Origin of the sequence: Helicobacter mehlei (assembly GCF_007280785.1) — a bacterium.
GTDB classification, from domain to species: domain Bacteria; phylum Campylobacterota; class Campylobacteria; order Campylobacterales; family Helicobacteraceae; genus Helicobacter; species Helicobacter mehlei.
Genome location: NZ_VKGC01000021.1, coordinates 1 through 23,865, shown reverse-complemented (window position 1 = coordinate 23,865; position 23,865 = coordinate 1). Strand labels below are relative to the sequence as shown.

Genomic DNA, 23,865 nt, shown 5'->3' with positions numbered 1-23,865 from the left:
CGCGGCGGCCGCCCGCGCCCCCCCCCCCCCCCGGCCGCCCCCCCCCCCCCCCCGGCCCGCCCCCCCCCCCCCCCCCCCCCCCCCCCCCCCCCCCCCCCCCCCCAGCTTGATCAAAACCCCTACTTCTTGGGATCGGTTGTCATTTACCCCATTAAGGATCAAAAGCATATCGTGGATGGGCAACAACGCACCACGACTTTAATGCTGTTACTCAAAGCCATGCACGCCAAACTCACCCGTGAAAACAATGGCAAAATGCAACGCTTGTTAGACAATCTTGCCTCTTGTCTGTGGGAGATTGATGGTGTTACAGGTGAGCCAAACCCCGCTAAGCCCCACTTAGTCAGCCACGCCATCAGTGGGGACAAGCACCAAATCTTGCAAAACATCTTAGAAAAGGGGCTAGAGCAAGATGAGGAGCAAGATAGCTCAAACTATGAAAAAAACTACCGCTATTTTTGCGCCCGCTTAGATGAGTTTGCCACAGAGCACCCCACGACTTTCCACAATCTATGTTTATGTGTGTTGCACTCTTGTATTGTGCTCTCTGTAGAGTGTGGGGGGTCAGCCAGTGAAGATGAACGCTTAGAATACGCCTTAAGGGTCTTTAACACGCTCAACACGAGGGGACTCCCTTTAAATGACACAGACATTTTTAAAAGCGTGATTTTTTCTAGCAGGAGTGGGCAAGAGAGAGAGGCATTTATTGCGCAGTGGCAAGAGTTAGAGCAATTAAAATACAACAAAGAAGAAGACGGACTCCCTTTTCTCTTTAGACTTGGTATGCACAACTTGCGGGCGCGCCATGGGGATAAAAGTCGCGAAATTGGCTTGCGCCCTTTCTTTTTGAACAAGCACCGCAACCTACTCAAAGATGGCTCGATCATGCAAGAAATTGCAAAAATGCGGGAGTATTGGTATGGCAATGGAGGGACACGCAATTACAGCCTTAAATCACACCATCTTTATGATGTCCTTTGCGCTTTAGAGAATGGGTATTGGCAATTCTTGGATGGAGCTTACTATGTGTATTGTCTAGAGAATGGCAAGGACTATCTTAAAGGGCATGAGGAACTTTTAATGCGGACATGCGCGCACTTTTTGGTCTATACCATCAGTCGGCACTCCGGGCAGATTAAAGACCTGATCTACCATGCCTACACTTCACTTTACAAAACAGGCACCATAGACTTTAAAGCGGGGAGTCAAGATATTTTAGAGGGCGTGGTTACTACCCAGAGGAGCGAATACACTTTCCGCACTTTCTTTGAAGCGGCGCAAACAAAGAGACTCACAAAATCCCTTTTGGCTCTCAACATGTGTTTAAAATACCCCGAGCAACCCACAGGGGTTTGTGAAAAACCCGAGATCGAGCACATTTTCCCCAAAAAGTGGCAGACAAATTATGTCAAGCTTAGCCCAAAAGAGGCAAATGCTTTAGTCGAGTCTATTGGCAACAAGATCCTTTTAGAAAAACCGCTTAACATCAAGGCGAGCAATGGTTATTTTGATGCCAAAAAGAGCAAGTATGCCAAATCCAAGTTCTTAGAGGCGCAGGACTTAGCCAAATTCCCCAAAAGCGATTGGCTGCTAGAGGACATCAAAGCCCGCACAGAGGAGATTTACCAGCGTCTGTATGCGTTTTTCAAAGAATATGCGGTGTAGGGAGGTATGCGGTGATCGAGCGGGTGGGTTTAGAGTTTGCAGAGCGTCAAAGGCTTGAGGGTAACTTTGCAGAGTTTGCAAAGAGTTCTTATAAAGGACACTACCCACGCTCAAAAGACATTACCAAAGATTTAAATCAATGTTTGGAAAAGATCGGGTGGGTGTGTGCGCTTTACAAAACGCCTTTTAAGCTTTTAGGTCCTAAAGGCGTGCAAAGCGTGGAGAGCATGCTCATTTTTGCCCCCCAGTCTATCTTGCAAGAGGATTTGGTCAATACAGCCAAGTTAGAGAGGGCACATGGGTTTTATGTGTGTTGGGCAAATTTAGATGATGACAACGGACATATTTGGTTGATCACTTGTGGGGCGCAAAATCTCAAAGAAGCCCAAAACACCCCCGCCTTTACCAAACTCTTTAAAAACAGCAGGGGCACATGCCATGCCCAATACCACTTTGATACTTACCGCTATGCCCTTGATTTTTTAAGACTGGTGGCGTTGTTTGATGATCTGCCCGTGCAGGACTTTAAAGCGGGGGGTGAGGGTTCTAACCAAGCCTTCCCTAGAAAGGTAGATGTTTATTTTTTAAGAGCCCTCCGAGCAGACAACTATAGATATTTTCAAAAAGCCATCAGATACTATGAAAAGAGTGCGGAGTTGGGCGATGTGGAGGGTTTTTATCAAATCGGTGAGATCTATCACCATTATAGACCAACAGGGATTACAGAATGCCCTAACTTTGCCAAAGCTCTAGAATATTTTAAAAAAGCGGGAGAAATGGGGGATTTTAGGGCTTATGAAATGTTAGGGCGTTTTTACGCTAGGGGTAATGGGGTGGCTGTGGATATCCAACAAAGCTTAGGATACCTGAATTTAGCAGCGGATATGGGTTCTGAAATCGCTTGTTTTAATTTGGCAGACATATATCTTTATAATGAGGGGGTTAAAGACCCTGAAAAAGCCCAGGCATATTACAATAAAGCCATCAAAATGGGCAAGAGCAAGCTAGAGAGGGCGCGCATTTGCCACAGAGTGGCTAAGAGATACTTAGAGCATAGCCAGGGGGCGGGCTTAGATAAGGAAGACAAAAAGGCGGTGTTTTATTATCAAAAAGCAGCCATATTGGCTACAGAGGTCTTTGGTGCAGAGGCATATAACCGGATGGCGTATTGGGGCAAAAAATACTATAGCTATGCACAAACTCTAGAGTGGTGTCTCCAAGCCATTGAGCTAGGCAACACGAAGCTTTATACCTATGTGGGGCGGAGCTATTACGAGGGCAGGGGGTGCGTGCAAAACTACCAAAAAGCCCTAGAATACTTCCAAAAGGCAATCGCAATCAAAGAGGACTACGAAGCCTATTTTGCGTTGGCCGAGATGTATTTTAATGGCGAGGGGGTGCCACAAGACTATTCTAAGGCACTTGCCTATTACACAAAGGCACTTGGAGGAAGGTATGAAAAACAAGAGGTTTTCCGCCGATTAAGCCAAATCTACGACAAGGGCTTGGGTGTAGAACCCGATTTAAAGAAGGCGTTTGAATACCTCAAAAAGTCTTGTGGGATGTGGGATTAAGAGGTTTAATATGCCATTTTACAAGGTGTGGTATGCGGCATTATTTGCGAATCATCATTTTATTAGCCCTCTCTAGTTTTTGCTTGGGGGTAGCCGAATTCATTGTCTCTGGAATTTTAACCCCCTTGAGTGCTTATTATGGAGTGTCTGATAGTCAGGTGGGCAATCTAGCCACGCTTTATGCTTTAGGGGTGGTGGTGGGCGCGCCCATTGTGAGCGTGCTCATCTCCTCTTTTAATTACAGAAACCAGCTCATTTTCACCCTCGCCATCTTCTCTCTCTCCAATGCGATCATGTTTGTCAGTTCTAGCCTTTGGATCGCGCTAGTGGCGCGCTTTATTGGGGGATTAATGCATGGGCTCTTCTTTGTGATCGCCACCATCATTAGCATTAAGGTTGCGCCCAAGTCCAAAACCACCATGGCGTTAAGTTTGATGGTCAGCGGGCTAACCATCGCGTTAGTTACCGGCGTGCCCATAGGCATTCTAGTATCCAAACATTATGGACTCTTAGCCCCCTTTTTGCTGATCGCTTGTGTGAGCTGTTTAGTCGCCCTCTGCGCCCTATTCATCATGCCCAAACTCAGTAGCAAGCAAGCAAGTTTTAAAAATCTATGGATAGCTTTTGGTTTTGCGCCTGTGTGGCAGGGCTTTTTGGTAACCGCCTTTTCTTGTGGCTCCATGTTTGTGGTCTATATTTATTTGCGCGTGCTCTTAGAACAACACGGCTTTAGTTCGATAAGCATTGCCAATGCCTATTTATTCTTTGGCATTGCCGCCATAGTGGGGAATCTCTTTGGGGGCAAACTAGCAGATTTAAGGGGCTCTTTTGCCTCTTTAGGCTTTTTGCTCACCATGCAGATTTTGACCTTAAGCGCAATGAGTTTTAGCTACTATCTACCCAAGTGGGTTTTAATCGCCAATGTCATGGGCTTTGGCTTTTTTGGCTTTGCTTGCATCGCCCCGCTTAAAATGTTGTGTAACCATCTAGCCCGCGTTTTTACCCCAAACACCCAAAATGACACTATCGCGCTCAATGAAGCCTCTTTTAATGTGGGGATCACCTTTGCCTCTTTGGCTGGCGGGCTGGTGGCGCATTTAAATGTCAATTTTAACGGGCTGTGCGCGGCTCTCTTTGCTTTAAGTGCCTTGAGTATCTTAAGTTTTGGCATTAAAAAGGCAAGTTTTCAAGTAAAGTAGTTTATACTTGAGCTAAAACTTAGGATCACCATGTTACAAGCCACACAAGTTAGCATGCGCTATGCCACTAAAAAACTCTTTGAAAGTGTCAGTCTCACATTGGACGCACACAAACGCTACGGGCTGATTGGGGCCAATGGTGCAGGCAAGAGCACCTTTTTAAAGATTTTAGCCGGGGAGATCGAGCCTAGCAGCGGGGAGATTAGCGTGGGTTCTGGGCTTAAAGTAGGGGTTTTAGGCCAAGACCAATACGCCTTTGAAGAGTTTAGCTTAAAAGACGCGGTACTCATGGGCAATAAAACCCTCTATGACGCGCTCAAAGAAAAAGAAAAACTCTACAGCCAAGCGGATTTGAGCGATGATAAGGTCAATGCCCGTTTGGCCGAACTAGAGATGATTTGCGTGCAAGAAGACCCACTTTATGAATGCGAGGTGGTGGTGGAGAAAATCTTAGAGGATTTGGGCATTCCAGCTAGTCGGCATAATGACTTAATGCAAAGTTTGCCTAGTAGCGACAAATTTAAGATTCTGCTCGCTCAAGTGCTCTTCCCCAAGCCCGATATTTTGCTCTTAGATGAGCCCACCAATAACCTAGATTTAAACGCCATTGCTTGGCTAGAAGAGAACCTCAAACGCCATGAGGGCACGATGGTCATCATCAGCCACGATCGCCACTTTTTAAACGCCGTTTGCACCCATATTTTGGATTTGGACTTTAACACGCTCAGAGAGTTTAGCGGCAATTACGATGATTGGTACATCGCCTCTACTTTAATTGCCAAACAAAAAGAAGCCGAACGCAATAAAAAGCTCAAGGAAAAAGAGGAGCTAGAACGCTTTATCGCGCGCTTTTCAGCCAATGCGAGCAAGGCTAGGCAGGCCACCAGCCGCCAAAAGCAATTAGATAAACTGGATATTCAAAGCATTGAGGTTTCAAGTCGGCGCGATCCTAGCATTGTCTTTAAACCTCAGCGCACCATTGGCAACGAAGCTTTAGAATGTAGCCAGATTTCTAAGTCTTATGGGGATTTGGTGGTGCTTAAAAATGTGAGCCTAAAAATCGCCCCCAAAGATAAGATCGCCTTGATTGGGCCTAATGGCGTGGGCAAGAGCACGCTGTGTAAAATCCTAGTAGAGGAGTTGGCTCCAGATAGTGGGAGTGTAAAATGGGGCGCGACTGTGCTAAGGGGCTACTTCCCCCAAGATGTGAGCGAGAGCATTCAGGGGGAGGAGAGTCTGTATCAATGGCTTTTTAACTTCAATAAAAAGATCGAGAGTGGCGAGGTGCGCAACGCTTTAGGGCGCATGCTCTTTAGCGGGGCGGAGCAAGAAAAAAGCATTAATGCGCTGAGTGGTGGGGAGAAGCACCGCATGGTTTTAAGCAAGCTGATGCTTGAAAAGGGCAATTTTTTAGTGCTGGATGAACCCACCAACCACCTAGACCTAGAGGCGATCATCGCTTTAGGCGAGGCGTTGTATAAATTTGAGGGGGCGTTGATTTGTGTCAGCCACGATCGCGAACTCATTAGCGCGTATGCGAATCGCATTATTGAACTTGTGCCTAGCAACAAGGGCGCAAAGGTGATCGATTTTAGGGGGAGTTATGAGGAGTATTTGGCGAGCAAGGGGACATAATTTACAGGTTAGGGGCAAGTTATGTGTAAAGTGGATTTTATGAGGGCTTTTAGAATGTTTTTAGAAAAGCTTAAGGAACAGATTTGCCAGCCCGATCACCAATGGAAAATCAAGGGGTTTATCGATAGTGAAAGGCATCTGTTTTCTCTATCAAATGACACAAAAGTGGTTTCTAAGATTCTCGAGATTCACATGTTTCTCTATATCCTAGAATTTGCTGAAGATTGTGGTTTTGATGTGGTCTTGCCTAGCCATCAAAACTATTACCCAGATCTATCGTTTTGTCTAAGGCAAATCCAGCACTAAAATACGCCATTGATTTAAAAACAACCTACCGCAACGCAAAAAAATCCGAATTTATGCAATGGCTTCACTCTAGGTTCGCATGGGGAATATTTTAGAAACAGAGAATCGTGTAAAAATATCCAATTCCCTTGCAAGAGTACAAAGAGCATTTCTGTCGTGGGAGTGGGAACACCGCTAATATTGGGAGCATTAAAGTGATTGCGGATATTTTACACGAAAGGGGAGTTTTTGCAAAATTAGGCGAAGAGATTTTTGACGATTACTGGATGAACTATGGGTATATCAATATTACAGACCCTACGGGGATTCAAAAGCCCATCCGCAACCTTGATGCATATCTACGCTACCGAGGCATTAAGCCATGCTAGAATCCCAAAAAGTAAGGATTCCTCCCTTGAAGATTCAAGGGATTAAAACTAAAATTGTCCCCTATATTCAAGAAGTTTTTAAGACTTTAGATGTTGGTGTTTATTATGAACCCTTTATGGGAAGTGGCGTAGTTGGGCTTAATTTAATGCCCAAAGTGGCGGTTTTTAGTGATAATAACCCCCATATCATTAATTTTTACAATGCAATTAAAGAAGGCACACTTACTGAGGATTCGGTGCGTGCGTTTTTAATCCAAGAGGGTCAAGAACTAGAACAAGAAGGGCAGGCACATTATTTAAAAATACGGCAGAGATTTAATAAGAACCAAGACTCTCATGATTTTTTATTTCTTAACCGCAGTTGTTTTAATGGATTGATGCGTTTCAATTCTAGGGGGGATTTCAATGTCCCCTATTGCAAGAAAGATCGCCGTTTTGCCCCTGCTTACATTACAAAAATCACAAATCAAGTTAAATGGGTCAGTGAGCGTATAGCTCAAAACGACTACACATTTCTCTGCTGTAATTTTATGCAAATTTTTAAACAGGCACAAAAGGGTGACTTGATTTACTGCGATCCCCCCTACATTGGCAGACATGCTGACTATTTTAGTCTGTGGAGTCCTAAGTACGAGGAAACACTCTATGACTTGCTTGAACACACACAAGCTAGTTTTTTGCTTTCTACTTGGCATAGCAACACATACAGAACCAATCCATATCTTCACCGCTATCAAGAACATCAGATAGAGCTATTAGATCATTTCTACCATCTAGGGGGCAAAGAAAAGAATCGTAACGCCATCAAAGAGGCTTTAGTGCAAGACTTTAAAAACAGTTAAGCGGGATATTTGCCCAACAAGGAGATGGACACCCCTATTAATCTTTTCTGCCCTCTCTTCTTTGCTTAAGGAAAAAGAGGAGATTAGCATGGTAAAACTTGCCCCTATGAGCATAACAACTTTTACTCTAATTTTTCTTTTTGTCTTCTTTTGCATGAACTTCTTTAGCTATCTGAGGCTAAGGAAGTCTGCCTATCCTCTTCTGCGTTTTCTGCCTATTTGTCTGTATGCTTTAAACATTCTCTATCGAATCGTGCAGATGAAAGTTTTTGCCCATTTGGAGACATTACATACCTTCTTGTATGCCCTAGGCGGGATGAGCATGGCCGCAAGTTTTATTCTCTTCTGCCTGCTATTATTGCACTCCATCGCGCTTAAAACACTGCACCAAAGCACAGATACGCACAGACGCCAAAGCCTTAAAAAACTCTTGGATATAGGTCTACTAGGGGTTTTCTTTACCTCTATGGCAAAGGGCTTTTACAATTCAACCAATCTTGTGATCACAAGGCGCAGTGTAAAGCTAAAAAATTTAAAAGAAGCGTGCCACCTTGTGATGATCAGCGATGTGCATATAGGGGCGTATCTTAAAAAAGATTACTTGCAAAAGATTGTCGATCGTATTAACGCGCTTGATCCGGATATCGTCGTGATTGTGGGGGACTTGGCGGATTTGAAGGCTCAGTTGGTGCAAAAGGATTTAACCCCGCTTAAAAGTATCCAATCTAAATATGGCGTGTATTGTGTGCTGGGCAACCATGAATATTACCACGGGGTGGATGCGCTTGTTAAAGTGTTTCAAAAGAATCATTTACGCGTATTGCAAAATGAGAGTGTCCAAGTTGCAGGGCTTAATCTAATGGGTGTAAATGACCTGATAGGGTATCGCTTTAAGCGTTTTGAACCCGATTTTAAGACTATCTTTACCCAAGCCAACCCCAATCTGCCCAGTGTTTTACTCTCCCACCAACCCAAATCCTTAACACATTTAGAACAAAAACCCGACTTGATTTTGTGCGGGCACACCCATGCTGGGCAAATATTCCCCTTTAGCCTCTTGGTGTGGCTGGATCAAAAATACATTTATGGGCATTATCATTTGAAAGATTGCCAAATGATTGTGAGTAGCGGTTGTGGCTTTTGGGGACCCCCTGTGCGCATCTTCACCAAGAGCGAAATCGTATCCATCCACTTAGAGCCTGAAAATCAAGCCTAAAGGCTTGACATATAAGCCAAAAAGGATTAGCATTGCATTGTTTTTTTATTATCACTTTATTCTAGTTTTTAAGGGGTTTTTTGGTATGGTAGTAGCACAGCACAGCACAGCACAGCACAGCACAGCACAGCTTTAAGCGTTCTCTTTTAAGAGCAACGGCTTTAGGTCTTTTTTCTCTTGTTTCTTTAAGCGCAGAAAAAAACGGTGCATTCATCGAGGGCGGGTTCCAGTATTCTAATTTTGAGCGTTCTAATAAGACGAGTGGTGCTAACGCATTGCCATTTTTTAATGGTTATACGAGCGTGGCTACTGGTAGCTCGGGCAAGTTTAATGGCAACCTCTTTGGGGCAGATATCCAGTTTGGTTACAAGCAATTCTTTGGGCAGAAAAAACACTGGGGCTTGCGTTATTATGGGTTTTTTAGCGGGCAGGGTGGGAATTATCCTTATGAATATCAAGTTTTTGATGACACGACCATGACATTCTCAACCAAGAAAAGTAGCCAACCCTCAGCTAATCTCTTTTATGGCGTGGGGATCGATGCGCTCTATAACTTCTATGAAAAAAATAACCAAGCTTACGGGGTCTTTGTGGGTGTGATGATTGGGGGGAGCTCGTGGCTGGAGGGTGGCGGTAAGGCTAATGGGCAATGCCGTTATACGAAACCCAATAGCAATAGCACCGCTTGCATCAGCATGAATGACTATTATGCAGACTTTGCAAGCTTGATAGACAAGAATAAAGAGATTAGTAAGCTTTTGCAAGCCAGTGTCTCGCCTACTTTCGTGCAATTCATCTTTAACATCGGGTTTAGGGCTAATTTGACTAAACATCAGGGCTTTGAGGTGGGTATCCGCATCCCCACCATTGATGACCCTTACTTCAAAATGAAGACATTGCAACAGATACAACAGATATATGGCAATGTCGCCAAAGGGGCACAAGGCACGATGGCTTTTAGACGCAATATCGCTGTCTTTGCCAACTATGTTTATAACTTCTAGGCTCTAACCCTTTAAATCCCCCCAGTTAGTGGCTAAGTTGGCATGGCAACTTAAGGGCACACTTAGGGGGTAGATATTTTCCATCAGCTCTTTTAAATCTTGGGCGATCTGGGGGGCTTGCTCTTGGGGCACTTCTAAGATGATCTCATCATGCACTTGCACGAGCATTTTAATTTGGGGGTGTTGCTTGGTATATTCTTGGATTTTGAGCATGGCAAGCTTGACTAGATCGCTAGCACTGCCTTGAAAAAGGGTATTAACCCCTTCGCGTAAATAATCTGCTTTGAGTTTGGGGCTGGCATGGCTAAAATCAAAATGCCGTTTGTGCCCTAAAAGGGTGGTGATCTCCCCCTCTTGTTCGATACGGGCTTTGAGTTGTTCTAAGAAATCTTGGATCGTGGGGAAGGTGTTAAAATAGCGTTGGATATACTCTTTAGCCTCTTCTAGGCTGATTTTGAGCGATTGGCTCAAACGTTTAGGCCCCATGCCATAAATGAGGGCAAAATTAATGCTCTTGGCAATGGCGCGTTTTTCTAAAGCCTGATCGCCAAAGAGGGCTTGGGCGGTGTTTAAATGGATGTCTTGATCTTGTTTAAAGGCGCTAATCAAGTGGGTATCTTGGCTAAAATGGGCTAAAAGACGCAATTCAATTTGGGAGTAATCAATGCCCAGCAACAACATGTGGGGGCTGGCAATAAAGCCTTGGGCGATCTTCTTGCCTAAGGGCGTTCTGATGGGGATATTTTGCAAATTAGGGTGGGCGGAGCTAAGCCTTGAGGAGGCGGTGGTGTTTTGGTAAAAGGTGGTGTGGATTTTGCCCGCTGTGTGCTGATCTAAAATGGGCTGCAGGTAGGTGGATTGGAGCTTGAAAATCTCGCGGTATTCTAGGAGTTTGCCTAAAAGAGTATGGACATCGATTCCTTGCACGCTTTGGGGGGCATTTTCTTGCAAGGTTTTTAAACTCATCTCATCGGTAGAAAAACCCGTTTTGTTTTTCTTGATCCCCTTAGTGGGTAGGGCTAATTGTTCGTATAGCAATTGCGCCCATTGTTTGCTAGAATTGATATTAATAGCCCCCACCATCTCTTGGATACTCTTTTGCAAGTCCTCTAAATCTCTCACAAACTGGGTATAGAGGGCTTGGAAATATTCTCGATCAATGCTAAAGCCATGCCCTTCCATCTCAAAAAGAGTTTCTAAAAGCGGGTATTCCAGATCGTGAGCGATTTGCCACAGATCAGGGCTTAGGGTGTTTTGGTAATGGCTGTAGGCTTGCGCGATAAGACGGGTATTATCTAGTGCCAAACCAGCAAGGGTATTGAGATTGATCTCTTTTATGGCGTGCAAGGGGTGGGCTTGGCTTTTAAAAACTTGGGCTAATGCGCTAATGGTGGGTTCTAGGCTAGAGTGTACCAGCCATGCTAAAAGGGCAATGTCATCATAGTGCTTGGGTAGGGGGATTTTTGTAGCCCTAAAGGCATTAAAAACATCTTTGAGTTGGTAGCCAATGATGTGGCGTTGGTAGAGGGCGTGCAAAAAAGGTGTAAAGTCTTGGCGTATATCCACAAAAATAAAGGCTTGTGTATCGGGTTTTCCAGTAATTGCTAAAATGCCAAGACCTAGCACCTCATTAGATGTTTTGACTAGCTGGATAGCACACCGATCAAAAGGGGTTAGCCACTCTGTGGCTTGCTTGGGGGTGCAAATGGCAAGCTTGGGGGTGGGGGGCGTGCTCTCAAAAAGTGTGGTGGGTGTGATCTGCTTGAGCAGGGCAAACATTTCGTATTTTTTGAGCTCATGGCTAATGCGCAAAAGGGGGTTTTGTGTGGGGAAGAGGGCTGGGGGGGTGCTTGTAAAAAGATTAGTCTGTAAGGTGGCTAGTTGCCTGCTTAAAAAAGCTTGATTTTTATCTCTAATGAGGGCATCTAAGAGTTTGGGGGGTAGCATGCTGGCAAGCTTGGGGGAATTGATTGGATCATAGAGATTTTCTAAGTTTTCAAAGGCATTTAATAATTTGATCGCATAGGCAGGCCCGATTCCCTCCACGCCCTTATACCCATCGCTACTATCACCCACCAAACCTTGATAATCCCTAAATTGGTGGGGGGGTATTTTGTATTTTTCAAGGCAAAATGCCACGCCCCGATCGGTGTTGCCCGCAAAGTCATGCACGCACACAGAGGGGCTAACCAGCTGGTAAAAATCCTTATCATTGCTTAAAATGCGCACTTGGTAACCCTGTTGGCTAAAAAGTGTGCTAAGACTGGCAATCACATCATCGCTTTCATAACCCTCCACACTCAAAGCGCATAAATCCATTTGCTTGATCCAATCAAAAATAATGGGGAGTTGTTCCTCTAGATGGGGGGGGCTTAGGCGTTTGGCTTTATAATCCGGATAAAGGGTTTTGCGCTGGCTTTTAGGGCTCTCTAGAGCAAAGATCAGAGCATTAGCTTTGAATTTATAGACCTTCTGGATCACATGGGCAAAGGCACTCAGCCATGCGGTGTTAAAGCCTGCTGAAGTGTGCCAATCTCTAAAGGGGTAGTAGAATTTAAAAAGGAGGTTGAAGGTATCCACCAAATGGATGGTTTTCATGCTTGTTGGGCTACTTTGTGGATACAATCCTCAAAGAGGTATTGGTGCTCGCTGGGCAAGGCTTCATAAAGCTTGAGGGCTAAAAGGCGGATTTCCCAAAGGGCTTTGTTGTGCGTGCGTAAGCTCAAAAAGTTTTGCAAACTGCGGGCATTGATGCTAAAGGCTAGACTGGTTTTATAACTCTCAGGCATGGCAAACTTAGCATAATCATTTTTCACATGCCCCACAATCAAGAGCCGTAAATTTTCTAGGGCTTGCACGCTAGCATGATCGACAGCCTCCACTCCCGTAAAGACCAAAAACTCTTGGGCGCGCTGGAGATTTGGCTCTTCAAGGGGTAAAAAGCTCTCTTGGGCTTGGAGCTCTTTGAGGGTGTAACGGCTGGATTTGACTGAAAAGCTAGCCATGCGGTGGCGGGCTAACTCTTGCAAACAAGCGCGGCTAATGCCTTGAATATCAAAATTATAAAAGAGATGTTCTAGGGTGGAGTTATGGCGGTATTTGTTGGCAACGCGATCGATGAGTTCTAAATCTTTACGCCCGCCTCCATCGCTATTGGCAAAACTCTGGTAACAAGTGCGGATCGCTTCGTAGCAACAAGACAAGGGAGTGGCATGCTTTAAAATCACTAACATATTAGGGCTTTACAAGGAGGGTTTGGACTGGTGGGGGCGTATCTTGTGCGCTAGACTGGGGGGTTGGGGCAATCCCTTCGGGGGCAAAGCCCAAATTCTTAGGAGTATAGATGGTGTTGGTGTAGATAATTTGCCGATCCTGCAGAGGCTCGCTAAAATCGGGCTTGAAGTTGGCATAAAATCGCGTGAGCATGTGATCCAAACTATCCAAACTAGCATAACTCACCCAATCATATTGCAAGTCTGTATTGAGAATGGAGGCATATTGGCTAAGATAGGGGCTAGTTTTGCCAATCGCACTGGTGAGGTAAAAGTTAGTGCGATCCCTAGGCTGGGTGAGCATGAACATGGATAAATTGAAGTTGATCTGGGAGGAGAGCATCATTTTGGGGCGGTCGGCTTTGGGCAGACGGCTAATTTGGGAGAGCAAGAGCCCGGTTTTGACAATGGGTGTGTTAAAAAAGACCACCGCATTTTTTAAGTATTTGGCCTGTCCCTTAAGCTCCCTAGAAAAAGTGCTCGCCTTTTTAAAGGTGATGGTGTCCTCCAAGATGATTTGCGCGCCCAAGTCCTTTAAACTCTTGCCCAACATGGCACCCCGAAAACTATCATCATTATAGACCACTAGGGGGTTATATTGCCCCAAATTCAAAAGTGCATGGACTTGCTGGATAAAGTCAATCCCGCCAAAGAGCAAAGAGGCAGGCAAATTAGTTAATTTTTCAAGCTGGTTTTTATGCACCGTGGGGATGATGGTTGGCAGATTCAAGGGTGTTTGGGCGATCAAATTCTCCACGCCACTTTGGGTTAAAAGGGCGATGACAAAAGGAAAGTCTTCTTTTTCAATGGCCTGATAGGTTTGTTTTAAACTCTCGGGATCTTCTTGTTGGCTATCAAAGACTTTAAAGATAAAATCGTGGTTTTTATAAGAGAGATAAGCCAAAATGGCATTAATGGCGGCATTGCTATAACGCCCGATCACCTTTTTGGGCACTAGGAGTGCCACATGGTAAGGGGTGTCTGGGGAAAATTGTTGTTCGGTGAAAACCTCTTGCAAGGCGGGTGGGTTGAGCCAGTTATTGATGATTTGGTAATCATCGCGTAGTTGGGGGTGCTTGATGCCCTCTGAAAAATACGCCATAAAGGAAAAGACCTGCCCTTCCTCATAGAGCTTTTGCAAACAAGCTTCATCGCAAGGCTCTTCAAGTTGCACCACAACTTGCTTGGCTGGGGGCAGGGGCAATAAATCCCGTTTGTGGGGAGCCTTGGCGCAGAGCAACGCCCCACAGAGCATGCCTAAAATTAAAAATTTAGACAATAGCTAGTCCTTGTGCTTTTTAAAGACATGGGGACTTAGCATGTTGGCTGGTTGGAAAATCTCATCTAATTGTTCTTGGGTGAGCAACTGGCGTTCCAGCACGATCTGATGGACTGATTTACCCGTATCCAAGGCTTCTTTAGCAATGGAAGCGGATTTTTCATAGCCAATGTGTGGGTTGAGCGCGGTAACAATGCCAATGCTATTAAAAACATAATCATGACAAATTTTTTCGTTAGCCGTGATGCCATTGATACACTTTTCAACCAAGGTGCGGATCGCGCGGTTGAGCATTAGGAAAGAATGGAAGAGTTTATAGGCGATCACAGGTTCAAAAACATTGAGTTGGAGTTGCCCACCCTCAGCTGCCATCGCGACAGCTAGGTCATTGCCAATGACCGAAAAGCACACTTGATTCACCACTTCAGGGATGACCGGATTGACTTTACCGGGCATAATGGAGCTACCCGGTTGCATTTTGGGTAGATTAATTTCATTTAAGCCCGCACGCGGTCCTGAGCTTAGCAAGCGCAGATCGTTACAGATTTTAGAGAGTTTGATGGCAATCCTTTTGAGTGCCCCGCTGACTTGCACATAAGCCCCCGTGCTTTGGCTAGCCTCAATCAAATCGCTAGCAATGGTGAAGGGGCGACCGGTCACTTCTTGGATTTTCTTTTCCACGATGCGTTTATAATCTGGGTGGGAGTTGATCCCCGTGCCAATAGCCGTCCCGCCTAAATTCAGGACGCGAGTCCATTCTCTAGCATCAAAGACATGCTGGATGTCCTTTTTCACCATAGAAACAAAGGTTTCAAATTCCTGTCCCAAAGTCATAGGCACAGCATCTTGAAGCTGGGTACGCCCCATTTTGAGGATATGGGCGAACTCCTTAGATTTCTTGGCAAAGGCATCTTTAAGGATTTTAAGGATTTGGGTTAGGTGATCCAAGCGTTCATAAATGGCGATCTTGAGTGCTGAAGGATAGACATCGTTTGTGCTTTGGGAACGATTGACATGGTCATTGGGGTGGCAGTATTGGTACTCGCCCTTTTTATGCCCCAAATACTCCAATGCCATGTTGGCGATGACCTCATTGACATTCATGTTGGTGCTTGTGCCCGCCCCGCCTTGAATCATATCCACGACAAATTGATCATGGTGCTCACCATCAATGATTTTATCGCAAGCATGGCAGATCGCATCTTTGATCTTAACCTCAATGAGCCCTAAATCAGCATTGGCTAAAGCAGCGGCTTTTTTGACTTGTGCAAAGGATCGGATAAAGATGGGGTAGTTATAAAGTCGATCGTGCGTGATGTTGAAGTTTTCCACTGCCCGCAAAGTTTGAATACCATAATATAGGCTATCATCAATCTCCATCTCGCCAATAAAATCATGTTCTTTTCTAGTTGCCATGAAACTCTCCTGCATAAAATGATGGACATTCTACCGATTTAAAATTAATATTAAATTTTAACGGCATAATCCCAAAGCAATTTGAGAATCGTAACACCCACGACCCCTAAAAAAATCGTGCGGATGAACTTGACCTCTTTAACCATCACCAAGTGGGAGCCCACAAAAGCCCCCAACATTTGCCCTAGCCCCATTAAAAGTCCGACACTCCATAAGATTGGCGATCCCAGTATAAAAACACCCAAGCTCACGATATTACTAGTGAAATTTAAAACTTTTGTACGCGCCACTGACTTTTTCATGGGCAAGCCTAGTAGGGCGAGCATTAAAAAAGTCCAAAAAGAGCCCGTCCCGGGTCCAAAGAAGCCATCATAAAACCCCAAGATAAACCCAAAGACCCCATAAAAAATGGCGGGTTTGAGCTTGGGCTGGCTTTCTTGTTCGCCAATTTTGGGGCTAAAAAGAGTGTATAAAAAAATTACGCTCAAGAAAATCGGGATTAACAGACGCAACAAATTTGCCTGCAAGAGCAAGATTACATAAGTCCCCAAGCATGCACCCACAAATACAAAAACAATGCCTAGCCAAATTTCTTGGAGTGAGACTAGCCCTTTGCGCCAAAAATTAAAAGCCGCGCTAAAGCTACCAAAGCTACTTTGTAATTTATTGGTGGCTAGCACCATATGCACAGGCACGCCCATTGCCATGAGGGTTGGCACGCTAATCAACCCCCCGCCCCCCGCAATGGAATCAATCAAGCCCGCACAAAATGCCGCCACAAAAAAGATCGCATAATCAAAAAACCCAAAATCCATGCCATCCTCAAAAATAATTTTTGCTTTAAAATATAGCATGGCGATTTTACTTAGGAGCTTTAAAAACACGTTTTTTGCTAAGTGCTACTCATTTACACCCCAAATCAACCCGCCATTTTTGCCTAAAAGGCTAACTCAAGCCCCATTTAGCCTTTTTCGTTAGAGTCTTCTTGATTTCTGTGTGTATCAGAAACAAATTTCCAACTCATTTAAAATCCTTAAGGAGGCAATATGGTTTTAGTCGCATTGTCAGCAGAATTGGGGGCATCTAGGCGGGGGAGCAATAAGGGAGTAGAATGTTTGAGGCAGGCGTTGATTCAAAGATGCCCAGAAGTCGCCAAACACGCCGTTTTTATCAAGGAAGAACAGTGCGTGTTAGACACTTCCTTTAAACATGCCAAACGCTTTGAAGATTACTATCTGTTTTGCAGAGATGCCCTGATCCCGGGCATGCAAAAGGTCTTTGCAGAGCACCAATTCCCCATTATTTTAAGCTCAGAACACTCTAATGCCTTTGGCATTATCCAAGCCTTGCGTAGCCAACACCCTAAAGAAAAAATTGGGATTTTATACTTAGACGCGCATGCCGATATCCACACCGCTCATGACAGTCACTCAGGCAATATCCATGGCATGCCCTTAGGTATGGTGCTCAACAAAGTGCATGCTGGTCCTAATGATTTGAGCGTACAAGAAAAAGAATATTGGCAAGATTTATGTTCTTTGGGGCTTGAAAAAGGGGTTGTGCCTTTTGATCCCGCTTACTTAGTGTATTTTGGCGTGCGCAGCACGGAGCGCAGTGAAGATGAGGTGATCGCTGAATACAATATCCCTCTTTTCAGTGTGGCGCAAATTAGAGAGGACATGTTTGGCGTGGTACAAAGGGCTAAAGAACACCTCAAGGGTATCCACACGATTTATTTAAGTTTGGATGTTGATGTGATGGATGGGGGGATTTTCACTTCTACGGGTGTGCGTGAAAAACGCGGTCTATACCCCCATGAATTGCAAGATTTATTGCAACTATTGCTGGATACTTTTGGCGATCGCTTAGCAGCTATTGAGATCACCGAATACAACCCTGACATGCACAGAGGTGGGCGCGATGATCAACAAGATGTGTTAGAACTCTTGATGAGCGCGACCCGGTATGCCTTGCAACGCAGGAAACACCCCCACAAAACCCATTCAAGAGACCATGCATGATCGCCATTGGCTTGCCCAAAGAGAGCATGGATGCGGAGTTCCGCGTAGCCCTAGTGCCCGAAGATGTGGCGGTGTTGGTGCAAAATGCCAATTGCCAAATTTTTGTTGAAGAAAATGCGGGCTTGAATAGCGGTTATACCAACCAGCAATACCAGCAAGCCGGGGCACAGATTGTCCCCACCAAGCAGGCCTGGGATCAGCCCGTGATCTTAAAGTGCAAAGAACCCTTAGAGCATGAATATGCCTTGCTCAAAGAGGGGGCGACTCTCTTTAGCTATTTGGATTTAGCTTATAATACCTCTTTAGCGCGCATGCTGGTGGATAAAAAGATTTTATCTATTTGCACCGAAACCATTCCCGGACCTAAGGGCAATTACCCGATCTTGGCCCCCATGAGCGTGGTTGCGGGCAATTTAGCCGCCCATTTTATCCAGCATTACTTGTTAGCCCTAGAACATTTGCCGGGTGTCTTTGGGCGGGGGGTGTTGTTGCGTGGTTTGGCGGGCGAACCTCAGGCAAAAGTCGTTGTTGTGGGCGGGGGCGTGGTGGGCTTAGAGGCGGCTAGGACTCTTAGCGTGATGGGCGCACGGGTGGTGATCTTAGAGCTGGATTTTGCCAAATTACAAGATCACCCCTACACCCACCTTTATCATTTAGAAGTGTTGGGTGTGAATGAAACTAATATTATCTATGCCCTAGAGGGCGCGCTAGGCTTAGTGGGGGCGGTGTTGCAAACCGCCACGGCTACGCCCAAAGTGATCTTAAGACGGCATTTAAAGCACATGCAAAAAAGAGGGGTGATTGTGGATGTGGCATGCGATCTAGGCGGGTGCATTGAAAGCATCCACCAAACCAGCACCTCCGCACCCATTTACTTAGAGGAGGATTTGTTCCACTATGGCGTGCCCAACATGCCCGGGATTGTGGCTAAAACAAGCTCGATTGCTTATAGCCATGCAAGTTTGCCCTATGTGTTGTATTTTTTACAACATGGACTCAAAGGCTTTTTACAAGCAAAAGATAAGGTGGTTGCCCAGACTTTGGGGGGTTTGAGTGCTTATCAGGGCTATCTCACCCAAGAGGGAATCGCTAGGGCGTTTGACTTGCCCTATAAAGACCCTCAAGAGGTGTTAGCCCAGCTTTAAGCGCGTGGCTTGTAGGGTGATTTGGAATCCAAAGAGTTAAAATAGAAAAGGCGGAGCCCCCAAGGGGGCTAGGGGGCAGAGGTGTTAGCGCAAGCTTGTTATTTGAGGGGGAGCACTTGCACGCTAAGGGAGTTGGGGAGGCTACGGACAAAAATGATATTGTTTTTATTGCCACAGAACTGGTTGGCTGTTGGTTTTGTGGTGTCATTACAAGCAATCGCTTGAAAATTTTGTTTTAAGTGATCCACATTGACAGCAAAGTTATGGGTTTCATCATTATCAAAGCGCGCCACATAGACCGTTTTAGGGAAAATATTAGAACCTCTAATATCAGCTGCCGTAGTGGCTTTATTCACCATGCTCATAATCCCCCCAACAGCCATCATAGCCATTCCAGCATCGCCACCTGTCGCAGCTCCAGCTGTTTGTAAGCCCTTGCCCGCAGCTGTTTTTAAGATTGCTGAACTAATGGCGCGGGTTTTGATGGCAGGCAAGGTAACTTTATATTCTGTTTGCACCACCGCATCAAAGTGGGAGAGAACCTCAAAATCTTGTGCCTTACCATTTGCGACCAACCGGAAAGTGCTGTGGAAGTCTTTGCCATCCTTTAAAGTGGGGATCGCAAAATTAAGCTCAGTGATTTTATATTCTTTCAAAGTGGGTTGCACCCCATCTTCTAAAACCACCCAAGTTCTTTTGTGTGTGCTGTGGTGTTCAAAATTCTTGATATCTTGAGCAACAAGGGGGATTTTGCTCACCGCATAGGCCTCTTTGAGATCGTCAATACCCTTGCTGTCTCCATCGATGGTATAAAATAACCCAGCAACATAGCTAATCCAAGGGTTGATAAAGCCATCATAGGCAGCCATGTATTTTAAATTTGAGTAGCGTTGTTCCAATTCTTGATCAAAATTGCCAAGTCTAGCTGTGAATTTAGCAAGTTTGCCCGGATTTTTATTCTTGGCTTCCTCTTCCATTTGGGTATGTGCTTTTTGGATTGCCTTGCTGTAAAACTCTTTCAAGCGTCTTTGGCGCTCAATGGTGCGGTTAAACTCCACGCGTGCCTCTTGCATATTGCCTAAAAGCGCATAATCTAAGGCTTTGTAATAGTTGGTCAAAGCCCATTCATACATATGTCCCTCATAGGGTTTATTGGTTTCATTCCCAAAGGTCGCACCCCCAACTTTAGAGAGGGTTTTTTCCAAGTTCTTATAGTTGGTATCAAAAACCTTATCGGCTTTGTCCAACATCTCCAAAGAAGGCTTATAAGAGCCCATCATAAAGGCATTCACGCCGTTTTGCAACTCCCATAAAGGCGCATCTTTTTGTTTTTTGTCTTGATCAATGAACTTTTTGGAAAGTTTATCTGCCTGTGGGTTTTGTTTGGCATAGTAAGCTTGCTGGAATTGTGCGAGTTGTGCGCGACTCTCTGTGTGCGCACACCCCAAAAACACTAAACCACTGACCAAAATCCCGTAAAATTTCCAACTCAAACCAATCTGCATCTACAACCCCTTGCCAAAAAATAAGTGCCGATTGTAACAAAAGTTAATTAACCAAATACCCACGCAAGGATAATGGGGGTCTAAATCCCCCTAGAAGTTATAGACATAGTTGGCATAAAGGACGATCACGCGTCTAAAAGAAAAAGTGTTGGTTTGACCCGTTGAATATGCGCTGTAATAGGGGTTGTTAATAGCTGGGACTCTAAAGCCCACCTCCACGCCATTATGCGCTCTAAAATTAGCACGTACTCCGAAGTTAAACATCCATTGCACAAAAGTAGCCGAAAAGGTGGCGTTGTTATTGCCAATTGCACTTTTAAGAAACCAGTCATTATAGCTCACACAATAGGCATTATTGACCGTGGTTTGGCACACGCCATTAGCCTTGCCTGCCCCCAAGGTCCAAGTGCTCCCCCCCACAGCCATGCCCACAAAAGCCCCAATATCATAGCCCTTAGCACGGAAAAAATTCCACAACGCGTCAATCCCCACCCCATAAAAATAATTCCCCAAAGACCCTTGAGTGGGGTATTTATTGTCTGTTTTTTCTGAAAAGCCCCCACCTTGCAAGCTAATCAAACCATAGTAACGCACGCCCCAATGCCGTTTTTTACCAAAGAATTGTTTATAGCCCCCCTGAAAATCCACACCCCCTAGATCGCCAGAAAAGGGGTAAGTCGTGGTCGAATTGGGAGTTTTATACGCACGCGACCCAGCCACATGGGAGTATTGCACCCCCACTTGGGCAAACCATCCATCTTTAGCCGCTTCTAAAGGCAAACCCAAGAGTCCAACAAATCCCATCCCTAAAAACACCCGTTTAACCATATAAAACTCCTTCTTGGCCAATAATAGCGATTCTAGCAAGTTTTAAAGCCAATTGCAAGAACTTAAATCTTTTTAAGTTTTTAACACGCATAAATGACAAGGAACAAATTGTATTAACCACTTCCAGCACTTCTTACAGAACAGCGCATAGCACAACTTGGGGGATATAAGATCTTTTGGTTTTTTTAGGAGTTTTTCATTAGAATGCGCAGATGCGTTTTATCGATCTCTTTGCCGGAATTGGAGGCATTAGACTAGCTTTTGAGCAGGCTGGGGCTCATTGTGTATTTTCTTCTGAGATTGATCTGCATGCTAGAGAAACTTACAAGGCTAATTTTAAAGACACCCCCGCAGGGGACATTACCCAAATCCTAAGCCAAGACATTCCCCCCTTTGATATTCTGTGCGCGGGTTTTCCTTGCCAAGCTTTTAGCATTATGGGGGCTCAAGGGGGCTTAGATGACCCACGAGGGGCGTTATTCTTTGAGATTGTGCGCATACTCTCTTACCACAAACCCCGCGCCTTTTTGTTAGAGAATGTCAAGCAATTAGCCACTCACAGCCAAGGGCGCACGCTAGGGGTGATTTTGCAAAGTTTGCAAGATTTAGGCTACTGCGTGCGCTTTCAAGTGCTCAACGCCCTAGACTTTGGTATCCCTCAAAAGCGCGAACGGCTATTTTTAATCGGCTTTTTAGATTCGCGCTTGGCTCAAGCCTTTAACTTTGATTTTGTTAAAATTCCCTATCATCTTAATTCTATTCTAGAGCCTAACCCCCCTAACTCTGCCCTAGCCTCCGCATATATCCGCGCCAAGAGATTGGCCAGCGTGCAAAACAAACAAGTGTTTAGCCCCTCTATTTGGCATGAAAACAAGAGCGGGAATATCAGTATCCTAGATCACGCCTGCGCGCTTAGGGCGAGTGCTTCGCACAATTACCAGCTAGTCAATGGAATACGCCACTTCACCCCAAGAGAGCTTTTAAACCTCATGGGCTTCCCCAAAGACTTTAAAATTGTGGTGAGCCCTAGCCACCTACACGCCCAGTGTGGTAATTCTGTCTGTATCCCTGTGATTAGCGCGCTAGCTAAGCGTTTAATGGATTTGCTTTAGTGCCCAATGCGCCTAAGCTTAGAGATGCGCGCCCCAAAAGGGAGCTAAACACCTTTTCTAAAAACTTCATTGTAGAGTTAGGCGCGCATTTGATCTATTGGATCGCGCTTAAAAGAGAAATTAGCGGAGATGACTTTGTGCGCGCTTTAGGAGGGGCTTTTAAGAGCGATATATGCTTATCCCCTTTGGGTTTGCTGGATTTAGAACATGGAGGTATTGGCTATAGCGCAAAAACTATCAAACTAAAACCCCCTTCAAGCTGGAGATGGCACGCCTGATTATTGGGCGCGCTAGCCCCTTGTATTCCTACCAAATGCAATGGCAAGAAAATTTAGCCAAAACCGGGCAGGCTTTGATTAACATCTATAACGAGCGTATTAAAATCGCTTTGCATTCTTGCCAGCAATTAAGATTAATCGTGTTAGTGCGCGCGCTAGATTTAAAAGATTTTGTTTTGTTCGAAGAAGAGATTAAGTCCCTTGAAAATACCTACTCTTGGGAGCTCAACGCGCGGGGGAATTTAATCGGGTTCAATGCACAGGGGCAACACTGCTTTACTTGGCAACCCCATGGCGCACAACTCACTAAAATAACCCCCATTCCTGCTAACGCCCTAAAATTTAGCCTTCAAAGCCCCCCACCCTTGAGCCCCCAAACTCTCTTAGAACAAATGGGCTTTAAGGGTTCTTGGGTGCAAATCCTTTAAAATCAACCTCCGCCACTGGGGCTTTTGCCTTTCACCTTTTTATGGGTTTGCGGTATGACCCTTAAAACGCTAAAACGTTTGCAAAAGCAGAACTTTTGCTCATTTGCTAGTCTTGTTGATTACATTCTCCTTGCAAGGGCAACCAAACGCTTTATGAATGGGTATGTACAGGTGGCCCAAAAAGCCCTCAATAAAGTCTATACCCCCGAGCAAGAACAGGTTTAGTTTGCTAAGCACTTTGGAGGGAGTGCTAGTCTCAATGCCGGGCAAACAGGCTAAAAGCTAAGCCTTCTTCAAACACTTAAAACACGCTCAAAGAGGGCACATTTAAAAGCCAAGTAACACAGAATTTTATCAAAATCACACAAGGCTTTGATCGCCTCTTTTAAAGACATTAACACCAAGGCCAGTGCTTGTTGCTTTAAGATACCACATCAAAGTCACTTTGAACAAGCCTACCAGCTTGCAGGACTTTAAAATGCAACTCAACCATCTAATCCAAAGAGAGGACTTTGACAACGCCACCAAAACGTTGATTAGAGAGATTGAGGGCGGATTACCTCCCGATGAGTCGCCAAAGACTAGGTTAGACATTGAAGTATTAACCAAACGCCAAGAGGAGGGGAGTGATTTAAAAATGGAGCAACGCATTAAGGCAATGATTGATGAATATTTACCCCCATTAAAACTAGATGAAAAGAAGACCTAAGCTGTGCAAAAGGAAACTAAGGAATGGCACCAAAATTCAGTGTCCTTGCAGGGGTGCTTGCTG

General features: G+C 45.0%; 20 protein-coding genes and 1 pseudogene. 14 read left to right on the top strand and 7 right to left on the bottom strand.

The genetic code is table 11. The features are described from left to right. Nucleotides 1-126: 126 nt before the first annotated feature. From FNE76_RS06810 to FNE76_RS06775, 8 genes and pseudogenes are all read left to right on the top strand, one after another. On the top strand, nucleotides 127-1,665 hold the full coding sequence (locus tag FNE76_RS06810; RefSeq protein WP_235895367.1) for a DUF262 domain-containing protein: 1,539 nt from the start codon (nucleotides 127-129) through the stop codon (nucleotides 1,663-1,665). A gap of 11 nt (nucleotides 1,666-1,676) precedes the next feature. Beyond that, on the top strand, nucleotides 1,677-3,239 hold the full coding sequence (locus FNE76_RS06805; protein ID WP_120948463.1) for a tetratricopeptide repeat protein: 1,563 nt from the start codon (nucleotides 1,677-1,679) through the stop codon (nucleotides 3,237-3,239). Between the two features lie 32 nt (nucleotides 3,240-3,271). After that, nucleotides 3,272-4,438, top strand: a complete 1,167-nt coding sequence (locus FNE76_RS06800) for an MFS transporter (RefSeq protein WP_120948462.1) — start codon at nucleotides 3,272-3,274, stop codon at nucleotides 4,436-4,438. 30 nt (nucleotides 4,439-4,468) lie between these two features. Then, the gene (locus tag FNE76_RS06795) at nucleotides 4,469-6,073 is read left to right on the top strand and encodes an ABC-F family ATP-binding cassette domain-containing protein (protein WP_143928448.1); all 1,605 of its coding nucleotides are present in this window, start codon (nucleotides 4,469-4,471) and stop codon (nucleotides 6,071-6,073) included. Between the two features lie 21 nt (nucleotides 6,074-6,094). Beyond that, nucleotides 6,095-6,747, top strand: a pseudogene (locus tag FNE76_RS06790) (type II restriction endonuclease). Nucleotides 6,748-6,773: 26 nt separating this feature from the next. Then, entirely contained in the window at nucleotides 6,774-7,589 is an 816-nt protein-coding gene (locus FNE76_RS06785; RefSeq protein WP_235895366.1) for a DNA adenine methylase, read from the top strand. 259 nt (nucleotides 7,590-7,848) lie between these two features. Further along, nucleotides 7,849-8,805: a metallophosphoesterase gene (locus FNE76_RS06780; protein WP_235852381.1), complete on the top strand. Its 957-nt coding sequence runs from the start codon at nucleotides 7,849-7,851 to the stop codon at nucleotides 8,803-8,805. A gap of 302 nt (nucleotides 8,806-9,107) precedes the next feature. Beyond that, a complete protein-coding gene (locus FNE76_RS06775) occupies nucleotides 9,108-9,809 on the top strand; it encodes an outer membrane protein (RefSeq protein ID WP_143928451.1) in 702 nt (233 codons plus the stop codon). A gap of 3 nt (nucleotides 9,810-9,812) precedes the next feature. On the opposite strand, the gene polA is transcribed toward FNE76_RS06775, so the two are convergent. The 5 genes from polA to FNE76_RS06750 are packed head-to-tail and all read right to left on the bottom strand — an operon-like array spanning nucleotide 9,813 to nucleotide 16,591. Next, nucleotides 9,813-12,407 (bottom strand): DNA polymerase I, encoded by a 2,595-nt coding sequence (gene polA / locus FNE76_RS06770; protein WP_143928446.1) that lies wholly within the window; start codon nucleotides 12,405-12,407, stop codon nucleotides 9,813-9,815. After that, complete coding sequence (gene thyX, locus FNE76_RS06765) at nucleotides 12,404-13,042, bottom strand: FAD-dependent thymidylate synthase (RefSeq protein WP_120948457.1); 639 nt, start codon at nucleotides 13,040-13,042, stop codon at nucleotides 12,404-12,406. The genes polA and thyX overlap by 4 nt, the downstream gene beginning before the upstream one ends. Nucleotide 13,043: 1 nt before the next feature. Then, nucleotides 13,044-14,360, bottom strand: coding sequence for a transposase (locus tag FNE76_RS06760; RefSeq protein WP_185963021.1), 1,317 nt, complete (start codon nucleotides 14,358-14,360; stop codon nucleotides 13,044-13,046). A gap of 3 nt (nucleotides 14,361-14,363) precedes the next feature. Next, nucleotides 14,364-15,776, bottom strand: a complete 1,413-nt coding sequence (gene aspA, locus FNE76_RS06755) for an aspartate ammonia-lyase (protein WP_120948456.1) — start codon at nucleotides 15,774-15,776, stop codon at nucleotides 14,364-14,366. Nucleotides 15,777-15,826: 50 nt separating this feature from the next. After that, complete coding sequence (locus tag FNE76_RS06750; protein ID WP_120948486.1) at nucleotides 15,827-16,591, bottom strand: TSUP family transporter; 765 nt, start codon at nucleotides 16,589-16,591, stop codon at nucleotides 15,827-15,829. Nucleotides 16,592-16,822: 231 nt separating this feature from the next. Here FNE76_RS06750 and rocF point away from each other — a divergent pair, with 231 nt between their 5' ends. Both rocF and FNE76_RS06740 read left to right on the top strand, forming a co-directional pair. Further along, complete coding sequence (gene rocF, locus FNE76_RS06745; protein ID WP_120948455.1) at nucleotides 16,823-17,797, top strand: arginase; 975 nt, start codon at nucleotides 16,823-16,825, stop codon at nucleotides 17,795-17,797. After that, the gene (locus tag FNE76_RS06740) at nucleotides 17,797-18,942 is read left to right on the top strand and encodes an alanine dehydrogenase (protein WP_185963022.1); all 1,146 of its coding nucleotides are present in this window, start codon (nucleotides 17,797-17,799) and stop codon (nucleotides 18,940-18,942) included. The genes rocF and FNE76_RS06740 overlap by 1 nt, the downstream gene beginning before the upstream one ends. A 98-nt stretch (nucleotides 18,943-19,040) precedes the next feature. Here the strand turns inward: FNE76_RS06740 and FNE76_RS06735 are convergent, their stop codons facing one another. Together FNE76_RS06735 and FNE76_RS06730 are read right to left on the bottom strand one after the other, a co-directional pair. Beyond that, nucleotides 19,041-20,447 (bottom strand): hypothetical protein, encoded by a 1,407-nt coding sequence (locus FNE76_RS06735; protein ID WP_120948453.1) that lies wholly within the window; start codon nucleotides 20,445-20,447, stop codon nucleotides 19,041-19,043. Nucleotides 20,448-20,537: 90 nt separating this feature from the next. Then, a complete protein-coding gene (locus tag FNE76_RS06730; RefSeq protein ID WP_120948452.1) occupies nucleotides 20,538-21,275 on the bottom strand; it encodes an outer membrane protein in 738 nt (245 codons plus the stop codon). Between the two features lie 212 nt (nucleotides 21,276-21,487). Between FNE76_RS06730 and dcm the strand changes: the two genes are divergently transcribed. The 4 genes from dcm (at nucleotide 21,488) to FNE76_RS06715 (ending at nucleotide 23,802) form a co-directional block, all read left to right on the top strand. After that, the gene (dcm, locus tag FNE76_RS06725; RefSeq protein ID WP_120948451.1) at nucleotides 21,488-22,387 is read left to right on the top strand and encodes a DNA (cytosine-5-)-methyltransferase; all 900 of its coding nucleotides are present in this window, start codon (nucleotides 21,488-21,490) and stop codon (nucleotides 22,385-22,387) included. Beyond that, the gene (locus FNE76_RS08295) at nucleotides 22,387-22,665 is read left to right on the top strand and encodes a hypothetical protein (RefSeq protein ID WP_162983091.1); all 279 of its coding nucleotides are present in this window, start codon (nucleotides 22,387-22,389) and stop codon (nucleotides 22,663-22,665) included. Before dcm ends, FNE76_RS08295 begins: the two co-directional genes overlap by 1 nt. Then, the gene (locus tag FNE76_RS08570; RefSeq protein ID WP_235852275.1) at nucleotides 22,653-23,093 is read left to right on the top strand and encodes a hypothetical protein; all 441 of its coding nucleotides are present in this window, start codon (nucleotides 22,653-22,655) and stop codon (nucleotides 23,091-23,093) included. The genes FNE76_RS08295 and FNE76_RS08570 overlap by 13 nt, the downstream gene beginning before the upstream one ends. Before the next feature lie 409 nt (nucleotides 23,094-23,502). After that, nucleotides 23,503-23,802: a hypothetical protein gene (locus tag FNE76_RS06715; RefSeq protein WP_120948450.1), complete on the top strand. Its 300-nt coding sequence runs from the start codon at nucleotides 23,503-23,505 to the stop codon at nucleotides 23,800-23,802. The last annotated feature ends 63 nt before the right edge of the window (nucleotides 23,803-23,865 follow it).